The following is a 17,936-nucleotide window of genomic DNA, read 5'->3' as shown; positions in this document are numbered from 1 at the left end:
CAAAGGCCCCAAGCGGGCCTGGGCCACCGAATTACGATGTTGTTCTATTTGGCAGAGCGAGAGTGGATGTGAGCAAACGAGCCTTTAACTTCTGCGCAGGCCCTGCCGCGCTTCCTGATGCCGTGCTGCAGCGCGCCCAGGCCGAGATGCTGGACTGGCACGGCAAGGGCCTGTCGGTCATGGAAATGAGCCACCGCAGCGACGACTACGTGGCCATCGCCGAGAAGGCCGAGCAAGACCTGCGTGACCTGCTGTCCATCCCCTCCAATTACAAGGTGCTGTTCCTGCAGGGCGGCGCCAGCCAGCAATTTGCCGAAATCCCGCTCAACCTGTTGCCAGAAGGCGGCACCGCTGACTACATCGAGACCGGGATCTGGTCGAAAAAGGCCATCGAGGAAGCGCGCCGCTTCGGCAACGTCAACGTCGCTGCCAGCGCCAAGCCCTACGACTACCTGGCCATCCCCGGCCAGAACGAGTGGAACCTGACCGCCAACGCAGCCTACGTGCACTATGCGTCCAACGAGACCATCGGTGGCCTGCAGTTCGACTGGGTGCCACAGACCGGCGATGTGCCGCTGGTGGTGGACATGTCCTCCGACATTCTCTCGCGCCCCATCGACGTGTCGCAGTTCGGCCTGATCTACGCAGGTGCCCAGAAGAACATCGGCCCCAGCGGGCTGGTGGTGGTGATCGTGCGGGAAGACCTGCTGGGCCATGCCCGCAGCAGTTGCCCGACCATGCTCGATTACAAGGTCTCGGCAGACAATGGCTCGATGTACAACACGCCTGCGACTTACGCCTGGTACCTCTCGGGCCTGGTCTTCGAGTGGTTGAAGGAGCAGGGCGGTGTGGACGCCATGGAACAGCGCAACCGTGCCAAGAAAGACCTGCTGTACGGGTTCATCAATGCCAGCGCGTTCTACAGCAACCCGATCAGCGTCAATGCCCGGTCGTGGATGAACGTGCCGTTCCGCCTGGCCGACGAACGCCTGGACAAGGCCTTCCTGGCCGGTGCCGAGGCCCGTGGCTTGCTCAACCTCAAGGGGCACCGGTCGGTTGGAGGCATGCGTGCATCCATCTACAACGCCCTGGGTCTGGATGCGGTCGAAGCCCTGGTCGCCTACATGGCTGAATTCGAGAAGGAGCACGGTTGATGTCCGAGCATGAACTGCAGGCGCTGCGTGTGCGCATCGACAGCCTCGACGAAAGGATTCTTGAGCTGATCAGCGAGCGTGCTCGCTGCGCCCAGGAAGTGGCCAAGGTCAAGACCGCGTCGCTGGCCGAGGGCGAGGCGCCGGTGTTCTATCGTCCCGAGCGCGAGGCAGCCGTGCTCAAGCGCGTGATGGAGCGCAACAAGGGTCCGCTGGACAACGAGGAAATGGCGCGGCTGTTCCGCGAAATCATGTCCTCGTGCCTGGCACTGGAAGAACCGCTCAAGATCGCTTACCTGGGCCCTGAAGGTACCTTCACCCAGGCCGCCGCCATGAAGCATTTCGGTCATGCCGTGGTCAGTCGCCCGATGGCGGCCATCGACGAGGTGTTCCGTGAAGTGGCGGCCGGGGCTGTGAACTTTGGCGTGGTGCCGGTGGAAAACTCCACCGAAGGCGCAGTCAGCCACACCCTGGACAGCTTCCTCGAGCACGACATGGTGATATGTGGCGAAGTGGAGCTGCGTATTCACCACCATCTGCTGGTGGGTGAGAACACCAAGACCGACAGCATCAGCCGCATCTACTCTCATGCCCAGTCCCTGGCCCAGTGCCGCAAGTGGCTCGATGCCCATTACCCCAACGTCGAGCGTGTGGCGGTGTCGAGCAATGCCGAGGCTGCCAAGCGCGTCAAGGGTGAGTGGAACTCGGCGGCCATCGCCGGCGACATGGCGGCCAACCTGTACGGCCTGACCCGTCTTGCCGAGAAAATCGAGGACCGTCCGGACAACGCCACGCGGTTCCTGATGATCGGCAACCAGGAAGTGCCGCCCACCGGGGACGACAAGACGTCGATCATCGTCTCGATGAGCAACAAGCCCGGTGCGCTGCACGAGCTGTTGGTGCCGTTCCACCAGAACGGTATCGACCTGACCCGCATCGAGACCCGGCCTTCGCGCAGTGGCAAGTGGACCTATGTGTTCTTCATCGACTTCGTCGGCCATCATCGCGATCCGCTGATCAAGGCGGTGCTAGAGCAGATCAGCCAGGAGGCGGTGGCGCTGAAAGTGCTGGGGTCTTATCCGAAGGCGGTGCTTTGACGCGCAACCTTCCGGGTCGGTGCACGGCCCCGTAAGTCCTCATGGACTGCCTCGATTTTCGTACAGGGTTCATACCAGTGGTAAAAGCAGCAAACACCAAACCCGCCCCGATCATCGACCGCCTGGTGGTGGTCGGCCTCGGTCTGATCGGTGGCTCGTTCGCCAAAGGCCTGCGTGAAAGCGGCCTGTGCCGCGAAGTGGTCGGCGTCGACCTCGATGCGCCGTCGCGCAAGCAGGCCGTTGCCCTGGGCGTGGTCGACCGCTGCGAAGAGGACCTGGCCACGGCCTGCCTTGGCGCCGATGTGATCCAACTGGCCGTGCCAATTCTGGCCATGGAGAAAGTTCTGGCGCGCCTGGCCCGGCTCGATCTGGGTGAGGCCGTGATCACGGACGTTGGCAGTGCCAAGGGCAACGTCGTGCGCGAAGCGCGTTCGGTGCTTGGCGAGCGCTTGTCGCGCTTCGTGCCTGGCCACCCCATCGCTGGCTCCGAGCAGAGCGGGGTGGAGGCGTCCAACGCCAGCCTGTTCCGTCGGCACAAGGTCATCCTCACGCCGCTGGCCGAAACCGACCCTGCAGCGCTGGCCCTGGTCGATCGCCTGTGGCGTACGCTGGAGGCTGACGTTGAGCACATGCCGGTCGAGCGCCATGACGAAGTGCTGGCCGCGACCAGCCACTTGCCACATCTGCTGGCCTTCGGGCTGGTCGATTCGCTGGCCAAGCGCAATGAAAACCTGGACATCTTCCGGTACGCTGCGGGAGGTTTTCGCGATTTCACGAGAATCGCCGGTAGCGACCCGACCATGTGGCATGACATTTTTCTCGCCAACCGCGACGCTGTCCTGCGCACACTCGATACATATCGCAGTGATCTCGACGCCCTGCGCGACGCGATCGCTGAAGGGGACGGGCACCAGCTGCTGGGTGTTTTCACCCGCGCTCGGTTTGCCCGCGAGCATTTCAGTAAAATCCTGGCCCGCCGGGCCTATGTGGACGCTATGAACGCCAACGATCTGATTTTCCTGGCCCAACCCGGTGGCCGCCTGAATGGGCGAATCCGCGTACCGGGCGACAAGTCGATTTCCCATCGCTCGATCATGCTCGGCTCGCTGGCCGAAGGCACCACCGAGGTCGAGGGTTTCCTCGAAGGTGAGGATGCCCTGGCGACCTTGCAGGCTTTTCGCGACATGGGCGTGGTCATCGAAGGCCCTCATCAGGGCCGCGTGACCATCCATGGCGTCGGCCTGCACGGCCTTAAGCCACCGCCTGGCCCGCTGTACGTGGGCAACTCCGGTACCTCGATGCGCCTGCTGTCGGGCCTGCTGGCCGGCCAGTCGTTCGACGTCACCATGACCGGCGACGCCTCGCTTTCCAAGCGCCCGATGAACCGGGTGGCCAACCCGCTGCGCGAAATGGGGGCTGTGGTCGAGACCGGTCCGGACGGCCGTCCGCCGCTGACCATTCGTGGCGGCAGCAAACTCAAGGCGCTGACCTACACCCTGCCGATGGCCAGTGCCCAGGTCAAATCCTGCCTGCTGCTGGCTGGCCTGTACGCCGAAGGCAAGACCACCGTCACCGAGCCTGCGCCGACCCGTGACCACACCGAGCGCATGCTGCGCGGCTTCGGTTATTCGGTCGAAACAAACGGCCCGGTCGCTTCGCTGCAAGCTGGCGGCAAGCTGACCGCGACTCGCATCGAAGTGCCTGCGGACATTTCGTCGGCAGCGTTCTTCCTGGTGGCGGCGTCCATTGCCGAGGGTTCGGAGCTGGTGCTCGAACATGTCGGCATCAACCCGACCCGTACTGGCGTCATCGACATCCTGCGCCTGATGGGTGGCGATATCACCCTGGAAAACCAGCGTGAAGTCGGTGGTGAGCCGGTGGCCGACCTGCGCGTGCGCGGTGCCAAGCTCAAGGGCATCGATATCCCTGAAGAGCTGGTGCCGCTGGCCATCGATGAGTTCCCCGTGCTGTTCGTTGCCGCTGCCTGCGCTGAAGGGCGTACCGTGTTGCGCGGTGCCGAAGAATTGCGGGTGAAAGAGTCCGATCGCATCCAGGTGATGGCCGACGGCTTGATGACCCTGGGCATCCAGTGTGAGCCCACTCCCGATGGCATCATCATCGACGGCGGGCAACTGGGTGGTGGTGAGGTGCATGGGCACGGTGACCACCGCATTGCCATGGCCTTCAGCGTGGCATCGCTGCGCGCCAGCGCGCCGATTCGTATCCATGACTGCGCCAACGTCGCCACCTCGTTCCCCAACTTCCTGTCGCTGTGCGCTGAGGTTGGCATCCGCGTGGCCGAAGAGGGCAAGTCGTGAGCACCTTGACGCCGGTCATCACCATTGATGGACCCAGTGGTTCCGGCAAGGGGACCGTGGCCGGTCTGATGGCACGCGAGCTGGGTTGGCGGCTGCTGGATTCGGGCGCGCTGTACCGTCTGCTGGCCTTCAATGCCAGCAACCACGGCGTGGACCTGACCAATGAGGAACTGCTGACCCAACTTGCCGCCCATCTGGATGTGCAATTCATTGCCGCCGAGCCCGGTAAACTGCAGCAGATCATTCTCGAGGGTGAGGATGTCAGCAACGTGATCCGCACCGAAACCGTCGGTGCCGGCGCTTCGATGGTCGCTTCGCTGCCTGCGGTGCGTGATGCACTGCTGGTGCGCCAGCGCGCCTTTCGCGAGGCGCCAGGCCTGATCGCCGACGGTCGTGACATGGGCACGGTGGTGTTTCCGGACGCGCCGCTGAAAGTGTTTCTGACCGCCAGTGCCGAGGAACGTGCCCGCCGCCGTTACCTTCAGTTGAAGGGCAAGGGTGAAGATGTTAGTCTGTCGAGTCTGCTGGATGAGATTCGTGCGCGTGACGAGCGCGACACCCAACGTGCAGTGGCCCCGCTAAAACCTGCGGCCGACGCCATTCAGTTGGACTCAACCGAGTTGTCCATCGAGCAGGTGTTGCAACGTATCAGGAGCGAGCTCGCCTTGCGCGATCTCCTCTGATAACCAGGAAGGCAGGCAGGGGCACCAGTCAACGTCCTGCCCGCCTTCCTTTATCTAAACGAAACCCACATTGTCTGGAATGTGGCGATGGGCGTCTGTTTCGCCCGAATCTACAGGAATTAAAATGAGCGAAAGCTTTGCAGAACTCTTTGAAGAAAGCCTGAAAACCCTCAATCTTCAGCCGGGTGCGATCATCACCGGTATCGTTGTCGACATCGACGGCGACTGGGTTACCGTACACGCTGGCCTGAAGTCCGAGGGCGTCATCCCGCTCGAGCAGTTCTACAACGAAGCTGGCGAGCTGACCATCAAGGTCGGTGACGAAGTGCACGTTGCGCTGGACGCGGTCGAAGACGGCTTTGGCGAAACCAAGCTGTCCCGTGAAAAAGCCAAGCGCGCCGAGTGCTGGATTGTTCTGGAAGCAGCTTTCGCCGCCGAAGAAGTGGTCAAGGGCGTTATCAACGGTAAGGTTAAGGGCGGCTTCACTGTCGACGTTAACGGCATCCGTGCGTTCCTGCCGGGCTCCCTGGTTGATGTCCGCCCAGTGCGCGACACCACCCACCTGGAAGGCAAAGAGCTGGAATTCAAGGTCATCAAGCTCGACCAGAAGCGCAACAACGTTGTCGTTTCCCGTCGCAGCGTGCTGGAAGCCGAGAACTCCGCCGAGCGCGAAGCCCTGCTGGAAACCCTGCAGGAAGGCCAGCAAGTCAAAGGTATCGTCAAGAACCTCACCGACTACGGCGCATTCGTGGACCTGGGCGGTATCGACGGCCTGCTGCACATCACCGACATGGCTTGGAAGCGTATCAAGCACCCATCGGAAATCGTTAACGTTGGCGACGAAGTCGACGTACGCGTTCTGAAGTTCGACCGCGAGCGCAACCGCGTTTCGCTGGGTCTGAAGCAGATGGGCGAAGATCCGTGGGTAGCTATCACTGCCCGTTACCCAGAAGGTACTCGCGTACAGGCTCGCGTAACCAACCTGACCGACTACGGCTGCTTCGCTGAGCTGGAAGAAGGCGTTGAAGGTCTGGTACACGTTTCTGAAATGGACTGGACCAACAAGAACATCCACCCGTCGAAAGTCGTTCAGGTTGGCGACGAAGTGGAAGTCATGGTTCTGGACATCGACGAAGAGCGTCGTCGTATCTCCCTGGGCATCAAGCAGTGCAAGTCCAACCCATGGGAAGACTTCTCCGGCCAGTTCAACAAGGGTGACAAGATCACCGGTACCATCAAGTCGATCACCGACTTCGGTATCTTCATCGGTCTGGACGGCGGCATCGACGGTCTGGTTCACCTGTCCGACATCTCCTGGAACGAAACCGGCGAAGAAGCCGTACGTCGTTTCAAGAAGGGCGACGAGCTGGAAACCGTCATCCTGTCGGTTGATCCAGAGCGCGAGCGCATCTCCCTGGGCATCAAGCAGCTGGAAGACGATCCGTTCTCCAACTTCGTTGCTGTCAATGACAAGGGCGCTATCGTCAAGGGCATCGTGAAAGAAGTTGACGCCAAAGGTGCCATCGTCACCCTGGCCGACGACATCGAAGCCACTCTGAAAGCTTCCGAAATCAGCCGTGACCGCGTTGAAGACGCGCGTAACGTTCTGAAGGAAGGCGAAGAGATCGAAGCCAAGATCATCAGCGTTGACCGCAAATCGCGTGTCATCAGCCTGTCGATCAAGTCCAAGGACGACGCTGAAGAGCGTGAAGCCATCCAGAGCCTGAAAAACGCTCCGGAAGCGGCTGCCGATACCACCATGGCTGCGCTGCTGCGCGAAGCAATGGCCAAGCAGAACTGAGTTCTGTTTGATCGGTAGAAAGGGCGACCCTCGGGTCGCCCTTTTTTATGGGCGTTATCTACGCCTGCTTGGGGTGTGACCCTACGTTTTTCGTGGTTGAACTCGCTTGCCTCAACCCGCTAAGGTCCCGACCTTGATTTTCGAGAGACAACCATGGGCTATCTGATCATCGTCGCGCTTATCCAGGCGTTCTCTTTCAGCTTGATAGGCGAGTATCTGGCCGGTCACGTCGACAGTTATTTTGCCGTGCTTGCCCGCGTGGTGCTGGCGGGCTTGGTCTTTCTGCCGTTGACCCGTTGGCGGCAAGTAGAACCGCGCTTTGTACGCTCGATGCTGCTGATAGGCGCCTTGCAGTACGGCATCACCTACGTGTGCCTTTACTTGAGCTTTCGTGTGCTCAGCGTACCTGAGGTGTTGCTGTTCACCATTCTTACACCGCTGCACGTGACTCTGATCGAAGACGCCATGAATCGGCGGTTCAACCCATGGGCGCTGGTGGCAGCGCTGGTGGCTGTGGCCGGAGCGGCAGTGATTCGCTTCGACAGCATCAGTGGCGAATTTTTCATGGGCTTCCTGTTGCTGCAGTTGGCCAACTTCACGTATGCCGCGGGCCAGGTGTTGTATCGGCATCTGGTTGCCCGGTTCCCCAGCGACCTGCCGCACTATGCGCGGTTCGGCTATTTCTACCTGGGGGCGTTGTTGGTGGTCCTACCTGCGTTTGTGTTGTTCGGCAACAGCGCACACCTGCCCAGCACCTCGGTGCAATGGGGCGTCTTGGTGTTTCTGGGGCTGTGCCCCACGGCGCTGGGCCTGTACTGGTGGAACAAGGGAGCTTGCCTGGTATCGGGTGGCACACTTGCCGTCATGAACAACCTGCACGTACCAGTGGGGCTGCTGCTCAACCTGCTGATCTGGAACCAGCATGAACCGCTTGGACGGCTGCTGGCAGGCGGTGCCATTATTCTGGGGTCGGTATGGTTGAGTCGTTTCAGTGGACGGGCACAGGCCCCGATGCCCGGCAAAGCCTGACATGCATACCGTTTTCGTGATTGTTGCACCGATCTTCGCCTTGATCATCGTCGGCTACCTGTGCCGCCGCACCAACAAATTGGGCGACAAGGCGGCGGCCGAAATCAACAAGATGGTGGTCTGGTTGTGCCTGCCGGCCTTGCTGTTCAAGGTCACCGCCACGGCCACCTGGGCCGAAATCTGGCACCCTGGGTTCATCGCCGCATTTGGCGCCGGGGCGCTGGCGATGTTTGCGATTACCCTGCTGTGGCGGCTGCGTGGCGGCCATGGATTAGTGGCGTCGAGCATCGATGGGCTGAGTGCCGGCTACGCCAATACCGGCTACATCGGCATTCCCTTGTGCCTGCTGCTGTTCGGTCAGCCTGGCTTGCAGCCAGCGCTGATTTCGTCGTTGATCGTGGTCTGCCTGGTATTTGCCCTGTCGCTGATGCTGATCGAGATCGGCTTGCAGGATGAGCCCGAGGTGGGCCGCGCCGTGGGTCTGGTGCTCAGGGCGCTGGCCAAGAACCCGCTGGTCGTCGCGCCGCTGGCAGGTGCAGCGTGGGCCATGACCGGGCTGGGGCTGGCCGAACCGGTGATGCACTTGCTCGACATGCTCGCATTGGCCACCACGCCCTGTGCATTGGTGTCGCTCGGAGCATTTCTGGCAGAGAAACAGCCGCGCGCACAGGCCAGCCCCTGGCCGCTGGTAGTGTTGAAATTGGTCGGCCAGCCGGCGCTGACTTGGGTCCTGGCCTACAAGGTGTTTCACCTGCCCGAGATGTGGGCCGCCTCGGCCGTGCTGCTGGCCGCGCTGCCCACCGGCACTGGGCCGTTCATGCTGGCGGAGTACTACAACCGGGATGCGGGGTTGATATCCAGGACCATTCTCTGGTCAACGGTAGTCTCGCTGCTCACCTTGACGGCGCTGCTGTACGCATTGGGGTATGCGCAATGAATGAGCGGTTCAAACGTTTACAGATTCGGGTCGCGTTCAGCAAGACGCTGGCCGGGCCCAGAACGCGAGGTGAAGCGCTGGCCCAGAACGCCTCAACGACACCGCTGCTAGACCGTCGGGCAGGTCGCTAGCGCACCAGCAGCCAGATCACGACCACCACGATTACCACGCCAGCCACGATCATCCAGCGGGACCGGCTGTGTTCCCGTGGCTGCGCCTGGGCGTGTGGCCGGGTGTGCGTCTGCGCCTCGTCAGGTTCGGCGAATCGCGCCTGCTGGGCAGGGGCTTGCGGCGCTGCCAGCGGTGCCTCTTCCCCGCGCAACAGTCGCACCAGTCGCGGCCATCCTGCCTGCTCGGCCAATTGCAACGGCGTTTGCCCCAACGGGTTGAGCGCCGAGGTGTCGGCCCCGTGCTCAAGCAGAGCACTCACCACCGGGTAGTTGCCCGCCAACGTCTCGCGGTGCAGCAGCAACCAACCGCCCTCATCGGGATCGGTGACCATGGCAGGGTGTTGCACCAGTGCATCGTGCACCTGCGCCACCATGTTCACGGCCATGGGATGGTCAGCCTCTTCCAGCTGCTTGAGCGCTTGTGCGTCAGCCGGCGTATCCAGAGCCCGCGAGAGCAACACCTGGGATTGCCCTTTGGGCGCCGGTACGAGCGCCACGAAGCCGGGCTCACCAAATTCCAGGCCCCAGGCCGCATCGTGTTCAGCACGTTCGGCTGCGGGCATCTCGCTGCGCATTGCATCGATGGTGAAGCCTCCATAGACCTCGCCGGCAGACACGTACATCCAGTCGGTGAGCGCCGAAAACGGCAGCGTCACCCGCTGCGATGCATCGAAGCCCGTGGCCCATTCCGGTTCGTTGAGCAGCACGCCGCTGATCGAGACGCCGTCGAACGCCACCTCGCTGAGCCACATGTTCTCCACGGTTGGCAGTTCTGGGTCATCACCGTGGACCGGAAAGGCCATCTTCACGGCGGCCATGTCCAGGCCCTTGATAATCCGGCGCGCCTCCCAGGAGAGCTCGCGCCAGAAGAACTTGAACGTGGCCTGCGCATTGGCGATGGCGGTTTGAAGGGCAGGGCTGTTGTCGTCGGCCGGGTAGATGATTTGCTCGGTCATAGGGTACATCCGTGTGAGTGCGTGTTGATGACGTAGGGTATCAAGGTCATCAGACCGAAGAGCACGGGGCTGGTTCGAGGGGCTTGCGAGCCTTGAGCTCAGCCTCCCTCCTCAAGCCTCGCTCATTTCCTCAACCCGCCGCGACATCGGCGCCTGTACGGGCGCAACATGCCCGGCCAGGCCAACGCGCATATCGTTGCCACTGGGCTGCTGATACAAGCTCAACCCAAACTCCGGCAGCACCGCCAGCAGGTAATCGAAGATATCCCCCTGAATGCGCTCGTACTCGGCCCACACCGTGGTGGTGGTGAAGCAGTAGATCTCCAGCGGCACGCCTTCTGCCGTGGTCTGCATCTGGCGGACCATGCAGGTCATGTTCGCGTGTACGTCCGGGTGGTTTCTCAGGTAGGCCAATGCGAAGGCGCGGAAGGTGCCGATGTTGGTCAGCTTGCGCCGGTTGGCCGAGAGTTCCGCCACCGGCCCCAAGGCTTCGTTCCAGCTTTGCAGTTCCTGACGTTTGCCGGCCAAGTAGTCACCCAGCAAGCGTACCTGACTCAGACGCTGCTCCTCTTCACGGGTCAGGAAACGGACTCCGGCCGCGTCGATGAACAGGCTGCGCTTGATGCGTCGGCCGCCCGACTGCTGCATGCCCCGGTAGTTGCGGAACGATTCGCTCATCAGTCGCCAAGTGGGGATGGAGACGATGGTCTTGTCGAAGTTCTGCACCTTGACCGTGTGCAGGGTAATGTCCACCACATCGCCATCGGCGCCGACCTGGGGCATTTCGATCCAGTCGCCGACGTGCAGCATGTCGTTGCTGGTCAGCTGCACGCTGGCCACGAATGACAAGAGCGTGTCCTTGTACACCAACAGCAGCACGGCTGACATCGCGCCCAGGCCTGACAGCAGTAGCAACGGTGAACGGTCGATAAGGGTGGCGACGATGACGATGGCCGCGAAGATCCACAGCATCATCTTGGCCAGTTGCACATAGCCCTTGATGGAGCGTGTGCGGGCGTGCTCGGTACGGGCATAGATGTCGAGCAGGGCATCGAGCAGGCACGACAGGGCCATGGTCATGAACAGCAGCGTGAAAGCCAACGCCAGGTTGCCCAGAAAGTGCTGCGCGGTGTCGGACAGCTCTGGCACCAGCTTGAGCCCGAACTGCAGGACCAGCGACGGCGTGGTCTGCGCCAGGCGGTGGAAAACCTTGTTGTGCCGCAGGTCGTCGAGCCATTTCAGGGCAGGCTGGCGTGCCAGCAGGCGAGCGCCGTGCAGCACCAGAAAGCGCGCCAGGCGCCCTAGAATCAGCGATATCACCAGCAGTACGGCCAGGCCGATAGCGGCGTGCAGCATGGGGTGCTGGTCGAGGGTACCCCACAGGTCGAGGGAGTCGCGCCAGAAGCGTTGGATGTCCATGGGCTTGCTTACAGTCTTGTTGCCAAACGAGGCGTTATTAGAACGCGGATGGGCAGGCCCATGCCAAAAGAAATTCGGCTAAATCGCTAGAAAACGTTACCCTATGCAGCTGATTTCCGTACTTGCCTGAGGTTACCTCCGTGTTCTCCCAATTCGCCTTGCACGAACGCCTGCTCAAAGCCGTGGCCGAGCTTAACTTCGTCGAGCCTACCCCGGTGCAGGCCGCCGCCATTCCCCTGGCGCTGCAAGGGCGGGACCTGCGTGTCACCGCGCAGACCGGCAGTGGCAAGACGGCGGCGTTCGTTCTGCCGCTGCTCAATCGTCTGGTCGATCTGCGCGAGCGCCGTGTGGAGATTCGCGCGCTGATCCTGCTGCCCACCCGTGAGCTGGCACAGCAGACCCTCAAGCAGGTGCAGCTGTTCTCGCAGTTCACTTACATCAAGTCGGGCCTTGTGACCGGCGGCGAAGACTTCAAGGAACAGGCCGCCATGCTGCGCAAGGTGCCGGACGTGCTGATCGGCACGCCGGGCCGTTTGCTCGAGCAGCTCAACGCCGGCAACCTCGACCTGTCCCACGTCCAGGTGCTGATTCTGGACGAAGCCGACCGCATGCTCGACATGGGCTTTGCCGAGGACATGGAACGCCTGTGCAAGGAATGCGAAAACCGCGAGCAGACCCTGTTGTTCTCGGCCACTACCGGCGGCGCGGCGTTGCGCGACATGATCGGCAAGGTCCTGAAAAACCCTGAGCACCTGATGCTCAACAGCGTATCGCAGCTGGCCGAGGGCACCCGCCAGCAGATCATCACGGCCGACCATGACCAGCACAAAGAGCAGATCGTGCAATGGCTGCTGGCCAACGAAACCTTCGACAAGGCGATCATCTTCTCCAATACCCGCGCCATGGCTGACCGTATCTATGGCCACCTGGTCGCCAAGGACGTCAAGGCATTCGTGCTGCATGGCGAGAAGGACCAGAAAGACCGCAAGCTGGCCATCGAGCGCTTCAAGCAGGGCAGCTCCAAGGTGCTGGTCGCCACCGACGTGGCCGCGCGCGGCCTGGACATCGACGGCCTGGACCTGGTCATCAACTTCGACATGCCACGCAGCGGCGATGAATACGTGCACCGTGTGGGTCGTACCGGGCGCGCCGGGGGCGAAGGCCTGGCGATCTCGCTGATCACCCATAACGACTGGAACCTGATGTCCAGCATCGAGCGCTACCTCAAGCAGCAGTTCGAGCGCCGGGTCATCAAGGAAGTCAAAGGCACCTACAGCGGGCCCAAGAAAGTCAAGGCGTCTGGCAAAGCTGCCAGCACCAAAAAGAAGAAGACGGACAAGAAAGGTGGCGACAAGAAGGCCAGTGCCAAGCGCAAGCCTACGGCCAAGCCAAGGGCCAACGCACCGTTGACCAGCTCCGATGGACTCGCACCGTTGAAGAAGCGCAAGCCGTCGGCCGAGTAATGCCGGGTGCCTGTGCCAGGGCAGCGCTCAGCGCCGCCCTGGCAGCTACCGTCCTGGCGTCATCCTGCCTTTTTTTCGGCCGCTTTCAATTCCTTGATACGCGTGTCGATCAACTGACACTTGTCCGGCAAGTCCTTGCTGGCGGTGCCCAATTGCATGCCTTGCAGTTCCTCGTTTATTTCCTTGGCCTTCGCCGGGTTCTGTTCGGTCAGTTGAGCCACCAGCCCAGCCAGTTCCTCGCGTTTTTGCGTCGCTTCTTCGGGCGTGCATGCCCAGGCGGGCAACGCGCTGCACAGTGTGACCAGGCAAGTGATACGCAGCAGTGGTTTCATCCTTTGCTCCTCCGGCATGGTTGATGGACGGTTGAGGCGCGGCGAGCCGATTGGTTCACGATCAGGGACAAGTGGCCAGGGGTCGGTGTGGCTTATTGCAGCTAAAGCACGTGACCTCCAGGCCATTTGCGCGGAACGTGCGCGGACTTGGAAGGTCCCAAGCCTGTGTACATCCTCGACGCACACCAAGAGGTAATCGCATGCGTACCATCTACAACTGGGACCTGATCGAACGCTTGTTGCATGAAGTGCAGAACGGCAGTGGGCAGAACTTCAAACCCCGCCCTTATGCCGAAGCGCACGCCGCTGACCTGGCGGCCAAGGGTGAACCCGTCGCTGACCTGGATCGCCTCAAAAGCCAGGCCTGCGAATACGAGAAGCTGCTTCTGGAGCGAGGCTATATTCAAAGCCGCCCGGAAGAGGAGGGTGGTAACGGCGAGAACTTCGTGCTGACCGAGCGAGGGTTGCGCCTGATGAGCCTGATCGACAGCAGCATTCCAGGCTTCGAACACCCGCGGCAAGTGCTGGATGATCAGGACGATGCGCTGGATGAAAGCACCTTTGAACACGTCTCGTCCAAGGCGCAGATTGCCGGTGGTGCCATTTAAAGCTGGCCAGCGAGGCATGCGTGAATTGATAATCCCGTGTCCCTTTTTTCAGGTGAATCACTGCGCATGCCTTTGCACCGTCTCGAGGTCCGCCGATGAGCGTGGCCCGCAAGAACCCCGATGCCTTTGCGTTTCAGGTCATGGTGGTGCTTTGCCTGATCTGGGGCAGCCAGCAGGTGCTGATCAAAACGGCCGCCGTGGACATTGCCCCAGTGATGCAGGCAACCCTGCGCAACTGCATCGCTGCGGTGCTGGTCGGGCTGATGGTACTGTGGCGCGGCGACTGGAAACAGGTGGGGGGGACTTGGCGAGCAGGTGTGTTGGCGGGCGGATTGTTCGGACTCGAGTTTCTGTTCATCGCCGAAGGACTCAAGCTGACCACGGCCGCTCACATGTCGGTGTTCCTGTACACAGCGCCCATCTTCACCGCCCTTGGCCTTCATTTCATGCTGCCCAGCGAACGGCTGAGACTGTTGCAATGGCTAGGCATACTGCTGGCGTTCGCGGGCATTGCGCTGGCCTTTGTGGGTGGGACCTCATGGGCCGACATGGACGGGCGCACCTTGCTGGGGGATGCCTTCGGGGTACTCGCCGGCTTGGCATGGGGCGCGACCACGGTCGTGGTCAGAGGGTCGCGGCTTTCCGAGGCACCGGCAACCCTTACCCTGTTCTATCAGCTAGCCGTAGGTTTTGTCGGCTTACTGCTCATTGGGCTGATCACGGGGCAGGCCGGCGATGTGGTCATGACGCCGCTGGCGATTGGGAGCGTGTTGTTCCAGGGCGTAATCGTCTCGTTCATCAGTTACCTGACCTGGTTCTGGCTGCTGCGCAAGTACCTGGCATCGAACCTGGCTGTGTTTTCATTCATCACGCCCCTGTTCGGCGTCACCTTCGGGGTGTTGATCCTGGGCGAACCGCTGACCGTGAACTTCGTGCTTGGCGCTATGCTGGTGCTCGTGGGCGTGGTTCTGGTAAGTGCCGAACCCTGGGTACGGCAGCAACTGCGCAAATGGGTAGGGTAAGGCCAGAACCTAGCAGTAACATAGGGAAACGATTGACGGTGCCAGGAAATCCCCCAAGCGGCTTGATCGGCGTCACAATCACCCCCATCTGTAAGATCAGACGTAGGCGTCAGCCCATACATGCGGCTATGATCTGTATAAGGCAGCGCCAAACTGATTCGCCGTTAGGCTTACCCGTAAAGGGGGCATTATGAATAAAGCACTGTACAACTGGCTCCACGACCTCGGGGTTGCCTTGGGTTTGATTCCGCCGCCATTGCAGCCGGTGCCCATCCCGACTGATGAAAAGCAGCGCCCCCGTCAGCCACGCCGCCGCTGAACGAGCGAAGGCCGCTCTACCTTTCGGGGCAGAGCGGCTTCTTTGTTCTAATTAGGCGTTCTTGTTCCTTGGCGCACCCGCTCTAGGGCTCTGGCTGTTCATAGCAGCCTTCGGCAGTACTGATCGAGCCCTGCTTCTCCCTCAGTAATATCCCCTTTTCGCCCACTCATCCCCGCGCTTTGCGACCTGTTTCAGCCTGCTGCGACACTGGCGTAAACATTGCGTTGATGTATTTCGTCAGGATGCAATAATTTCCTGCGGCTACGGCCTCCTATTTGAAAGCGCTCTGCTACATATCAACCTTGCGCCTACTTTTCTCCCATTTTCATCCTGCAAGGATCGCCGAAGATGCGCACGAACTTGCCCGTCACCGAGCATGAAAGAACCTTCCCCGGTGACCAGCGCCTGATCTCGACCACCGATCTCGATAGCCGAATCACCTACTGCAACGAAGCGTTCGTGGCCATCAGTGGCTTCACTTATGACGAACTGGTAGGTCAGCCCCACAATTTGGTACGTCATCCGGACATGCCCGCCGCGGTGTTTGGCCATATGTGGGACACCATCAAGCAGGGCAAGCCCTGGATGGGTATCGTCAAAAACCGAGCAAAGAACGGTGACTATTACTGGGTCAGTGCCTACGTCACGCCCATCTACGAACAAGGCCGCGTCAGTGGTTACGAGTCAGTGCGTTCAGTGCCCAGCCGCGCGCAGATCGCCCGTGCCGAGCGCCTGTATGCCCGCCTGCGCAGTGACCGTGCGCCGTTGCCGTGGGTAGCACGTGTGGGCCAACGCCTGGGGACTGGCTGGCCGCTTGCCGCCGCCGGAGCGCTATCGGCGTTCGCCTACGCCAGCCTGCCGGCCTACGCTGCACTGGCGGTATTGATGACCAGCCTGCTGCTGGCCTGGTACGCCATCGAGCGCCAGCACAGCCAAGCCATACAGCGCACGTTGGCTGCACACCCCAAGGCCTTCACCAGCCCGCTGGTGGCGCTGACCTATAGCGCCAGCCCCGGGCTGCATGGGCAAATGGATCTGGCCATTCTGAGTGAAGAAGCCCGCTTGCAAACCGCCTTGACCCGGCTTGAGGATGCAGGCGTGGGGGTAAAGGACCGGGCTTCACAATCCTCCAAACTGTCAGACACACAGGCCTCGATGCTTGACCGTCAACGCAGTGAAACGGATCAGTCCGCCACTGCCATCGCCGAGATGGCGGCAACCATCCAGCAGGTCACGCAGAACGTCCAGAGCACAGCCCATGCCGCCGGCGACGCCGATCAATTGGCTCAGCGCGGCAGTGAGCTGGCCCAGCAGAGCCTGCATGCGATGGACAGCATGAGCGATGCGGTCAGTGATATTGGCCAGGCCGTCAACGCACTCGCCCAGCAGACCCAGTCCATCGGCAGCGTGGTCGATGTGATCACAGCCATTGCCGAGCAGACCAACCTACTGGCACTTAACGCTGCCATCGAAGCGGCCCGTGCGGGGGAGCAGGGGCGGGGGTTTGCCGTGGTGGCCGACGAGGTCCGTTCGCTGGCACAGCGCACCCGCACTTCGACCGAGGAAATTCATCAGATCATCGCCACCCTGCGCGCGGGCACCGAGCGGGCAGTGAGTTCCGCCGGCCACGGCGAGCGCATCGCGCGCGACAGCAGGCAAAGCGTTGAGGCCGTGCAGAACGCGCTGGTCGGCATCGCCCAGGCGGTCAGCAGGATCACAGGCATGAGCCAACAGATGGCTGCTGCTTCCGAACAGCAAAGCCATGTGGCTGAAGACATCAACCAGCAGATCACGCGCATCGCCCAGTTGTGCGATCAAAGCGCCGGGCAGGCACGGCAAGGCGCGCAGATCAGCCAAGACCTCGAACGCATGGCCGACTACCTCTATGGCCTGGCCGAGCGCTTCAATCGCTGATCGCCCACACCTGCGCTGGGCTCGCTTTGGGCTGAAGGCGTGCCGGTTTTGATCTGCGGTTCTGTGGCACACTGCGCGGCCAAGGAGACCTCATGTCCAGACCCCGCTGCGAGCGCTGCCTGCGCCCCCTCGACCATTGCCTCTGCGCCTTGATACCTGCGATCGGCAGCAGGACCCGCGTGTTGCTGTTGCAGCACCCAAGCGAAGCGTCCCACGCGCTGAACACGGCTCGCCTGGCAGCGCTAGGCTTGATCAATGCCCAGCTGCACGTGGGTGAAGTATTCAACGACCTGGACCAATGGCTGGCAATGCCGGGTTACCGGCCAGTGGTGTTGTTTCCGGGCGAGGGGGCGCAAGCGCTCGGGCCTTACACGCAGACCGACGACACACCGTTGTTGCTGGTCGTGCCGGACGGTACCTGGCGCAAGGCGCGCAAGCTGATGTACCTCAACCCACTGTTGGCGGTTCTGCCGAAGGTCACCTTGGGGAATGTGACGCCATCACGCTATCGACTGCGCAAGGCGCCCGAGGCGGGCGCGCTATCGACCATCGAGGCGGTGGTGCAGGCCTTGAACGTGCTGGAACAACCGGCCAGCTTCGACGCTATGCTGGCGCCGTTCGAGGCCCTGATCGAAAGGCAGATCCAAGCCATGGGTGCAGACACCTACCAGCGCAATCATCACAAGGATACAGGGGCGCCCTGAGCGACGCCCCGGT

Annotated in this window: 15 protein-coding genes and 2 pseudogenes; 14 read left to right on the top strand and 3 right to left on the bottom strand. The window is 61.6% G+C overall.

All coding sequences use genetic code 11. The features are described from left to right. The first annotated feature begins 68 nt into the window (after positions 1-68). The 7 genes from serC to CWR53_RS15935 all read left to right on the top strand — a co-directional run bounded on the left by serC (position 69) and on the right by CWR53_RS15935 (position 9,016). Positions 69-1,154 carry a 3-phosphoserine/phosphohydroxythreonine transaminase gene (gene serC, locus CWR53_RS15965; protein ID WP_100852664.1) on the top strand — a complete coding sequence of 362 codons (1,086 nt, stop codon included), beginning with the start codon at positions 69-71 and terminating at the stop codon, positions 1,152-1,154. Beyond that, positions 1,154-2,248 (top strand): prephenate dehydratase, encoded by a 1,095-nt coding sequence (pheA, locus tag CWR53_RS15960; RefSeq protein WP_058605607.1) that lies wholly within the window; start codon positions 1,154-1,156, stop codon positions 2,246-2,248. The genes serC and pheA overlap by 1 nt, the downstream gene beginning before the upstream one ends. Positions 2,249-2,325: 77 nt before the next feature. Continuing rightward, positions 2,326-4,566: a bifunctional prephenate dehydrogenase/3-phosphoshikimate 1-carboxyvinyltransferase gene (locus CWR53_RS15955; RefSeq protein ID WP_100852029.1), complete on the top strand. Its 2,241-nt coding sequence runs from the start codon at positions 2,326-2,328 to the stop codon at positions 4,564-4,566. Continuing rightward, on the top strand, positions 4,563-5,249 hold the full coding sequence (gene cmk / locus CWR53_RS15950) for a (d)CMP kinase (RefSeq protein WP_058637582.1): 687 nt from the start codon (positions 4,563-4,565) through the stop codon (positions 5,247-5,249). Before CWR53_RS15955 ends, cmk begins: the two co-directional genes overlap by 4 nt. A gap of 124 nt (positions 5,250-5,373) precedes the next feature. Next, on the top strand, positions 5,374-7,050 hold the full coding sequence (rpsA, locus tag CWR53_RS15945; protein ID WP_003252673.1) for a 30S ribosomal protein S1: 1,677 nt from the start codon (positions 5,374-5,376) through the stop codon (positions 7,048-7,050). 153 nt (positions 7,051-7,203) lie between these two features. After that, complete coding sequence (locus CWR53_RS15940; RefSeq protein ID WP_058605605.1) at positions 7,204-8,079, top strand: carboxylate/amino acid/amine transporter; 876 nt, start codon at positions 7,204-7,206, stop codon at positions 8,077-8,079. A 1-nt stretch (position 8,080) separates the two neighbouring features. Continuing rightward, complete coding sequence (locus tag CWR53_RS15935; RefSeq protein ID WP_100852028.1) at positions 8,081-9,016, top strand: AEC family transporter; 936 nt, start codon at positions 8,081-8,083, stop codon at positions 9,014-9,016. Between the two features lie 127 nt (positions 9,017-9,143). On the opposite strand, the gene CWR53_RS15930 is transcribed toward CWR53_RS15935, so the two are convergent. Beyond that, entirely contained in the window at positions 9,144-10,142 is a 999-nt protein-coding gene (locus CWR53_RS15930) for a DUF2314 domain-containing protein (protein ID WP_100852027.1), read from the bottom strand. A gap of 111 nt (positions 10,143-10,253) precedes the next feature. Next, entirely contained in the window at positions 10,254-11,561 is a 1,308-nt protein-coding gene (locus CWR53_RS15925; protein ID WP_100852026.1) for a mechanosensitive ion channel family protein, read from the bottom strand. A gap of 140 nt (positions 11,562-11,701) precedes the next feature. On the opposite strand from CWR53_RS15925, the gene CWR53_RS15920 reads away from it, so the two are divergent. After that, the gene (locus CWR53_RS15920; protein ID WP_100852025.1) at positions 11,702-13,024 is read left to right on the top strand and encodes a DEAD/DEAH box helicase; all 1,323 of its coding nucleotides are present in this window, start codon (positions 11,702-11,704) and stop codon (positions 13,022-13,024) included. Between the two features lie 59 nt (positions 13,025-13,083). Here CWR53_RS15920 and CWR53_RS15915 read toward each other — a convergent pair whose 3' ends face one another. Further along, positions 13,084-13,356, bottom strand: a complete 273-nt coding sequence (locus tag CWR53_RS15915; protein ID WP_027915883.1) for a hypothetical protein — start codon at positions 13,354-13,356, stop codon at positions 13,084-13,086. 200 nt (positions 13,357-13,556) lie between these two features. On the opposite strand from CWR53_RS15915, the gene CWR53_RS15910 reads away from it, so the two are divergent. From CWR53_RS15910 to CWR53_RS15895, 6 genes and pseudogenes are all read left to right on the top strand, one after another. Beyond that, positions 13,557-13,964 (top strand): transcriptional regulator, encoded by a 408-nt coding sequence (locus tag CWR53_RS15910; RefSeq protein WP_100852024.1) that lies wholly within the window; start codon positions 13,557-13,559, stop codon positions 13,962-13,964. A gap of 95 nt (positions 13,965-14,059) precedes the next feature. Beyond that, on the top strand, positions 14,060-14,986 hold the full coding sequence (locus CWR53_RS15905) for a DMT family transporter (RefSeq protein ID WP_100852023.1): 927 nt from the start codon (positions 14,060-14,062) through the stop codon (positions 14,984-14,986). A 190-nt stretch (positions 14,987-15,176) separates the two neighbouring features. Further along, a complete protein-coding gene (locus CWR53_RS23355; RefSeq protein ID WP_023533827.1) occupies positions 15,177-15,305 on the top strand; it encodes a PA1414 family protein in 129 nt (42 codons plus the stop codon). Positions 15,306-15,653: 348 nt separating this feature from the next. Next, positions 15,654-15,935, top strand: a pseudogene (locus CWR53_RS23565) (PAS domain-containing protein); the annotation flags it as partial. A 309-nt stretch (positions 15,936-16,244) separates the two neighbouring features. Continuing rightward, positions 16,245-17,219 (top strand): annotated as a pseudogene (locus CWR53_RS23560) (methyl-accepting chemotaxis protein); the annotation flags it as partial. A gap of 92 nt (positions 17,220-17,311) precedes the next feature. After that, on the top strand, positions 17,312-17,923 hold the full coding sequence (locus CWR53_RS15895) for a tRNA-uridine aminocarboxypropyltransferase (RefSeq protein WP_100852021.1): 612 nt from the start codon (positions 17,312-17,314) through the stop codon (positions 17,921-17,923). Positions 17,924-17,936: the final 13 nt, after the last annotated feature.

Source organism: Pseudomonas sp. SGAir0191 (genome assembly GCF_002812565.2).
Taxonomy (GTDB): domain Bacteria; phylum Pseudomonadota; class Gammaproteobacteria; order Pseudomonadales; family Pseudomonadaceae; genus Aquipseudomonas; species Aquipseudomonas parafulva_B.
This window is presented reverse-complemented; position numbering and strand designations above follow the sequence as displayed.

Coding starts and splice junctions, on each gene's coding strand:
- pheA (WP_058605607.1), top strand. CDS start 1,154: ATGTCCGAGCATGAACTGCAGGCGCTGCGTGTGCGCATCGACAGCCTC.
- rpsA (WP_003252673.1), top strand. CDS start 5,374: ATGAGCGAAAGCTTTGCAGAACTCTTTGAAGAAAGCCTGAAAACCCTC.
- CWR53_RS15940 (WP_058605605.1), top strand. CDS start 7,204: ATGGGCTATCTGATCATCGTCGCGCTTATCCAGGCGTTCTCTTTCAGC.
- CWR53_RS15935 (WP_100852028.1), top strand. CDS start 8,081: ATGCATACCGTTTTCGTGATTGTTGCACCGATCTTCGCCTTGATCATC.
- CWR53_RS15930 (WP_100852027.1), bottom strand. CDS start 10,142: ATGACCGAGCAAATCATCTACCCGGCCGACGACAACAGCCCTGCCCTT.
- CWR53_RS15925 (WP_100852026.1), bottom strand. CDS start 11,561: ATGGACATCCAACGCTTCTGGCGCGACTCCCTCGACCTGTGGGGTACC.
- CWR53_RS15915 (WP_027915883.1), bottom strand. CDS start 13,356: ATGAAACCACTGCTGCGTATCACTTGCCTGGTCACACTGTGCAGCGCG.
- CWR53_RS15910 (WP_100852024.1), top strand. CDS start 13,557: ATGCGTACCATCTACAACTGGGACCTGATCGAACGCTTGTTGCATGAA.
- CWR53_RS15905 (WP_100852023.1), top strand. CDS start 14,060: ATGAGCGTGGCCCGCAAGAACCCCGATGCCTTTGCGTTTCAGGTCATG.
- CWR53_RS23355 (WP_023533827.1), top strand. CDS start 15,177: ATGAATAAAGCACTGTACAACTGGCTCCACGACCTCGGGGTTGCCTTG.
- CWR53_RS15895 (WP_100852021.1), top strand. CDS start 17,312: ATGTCCAGACCCCGCTGCGAGCGCTGCCTGCGCCCCCTCGACCATTGC.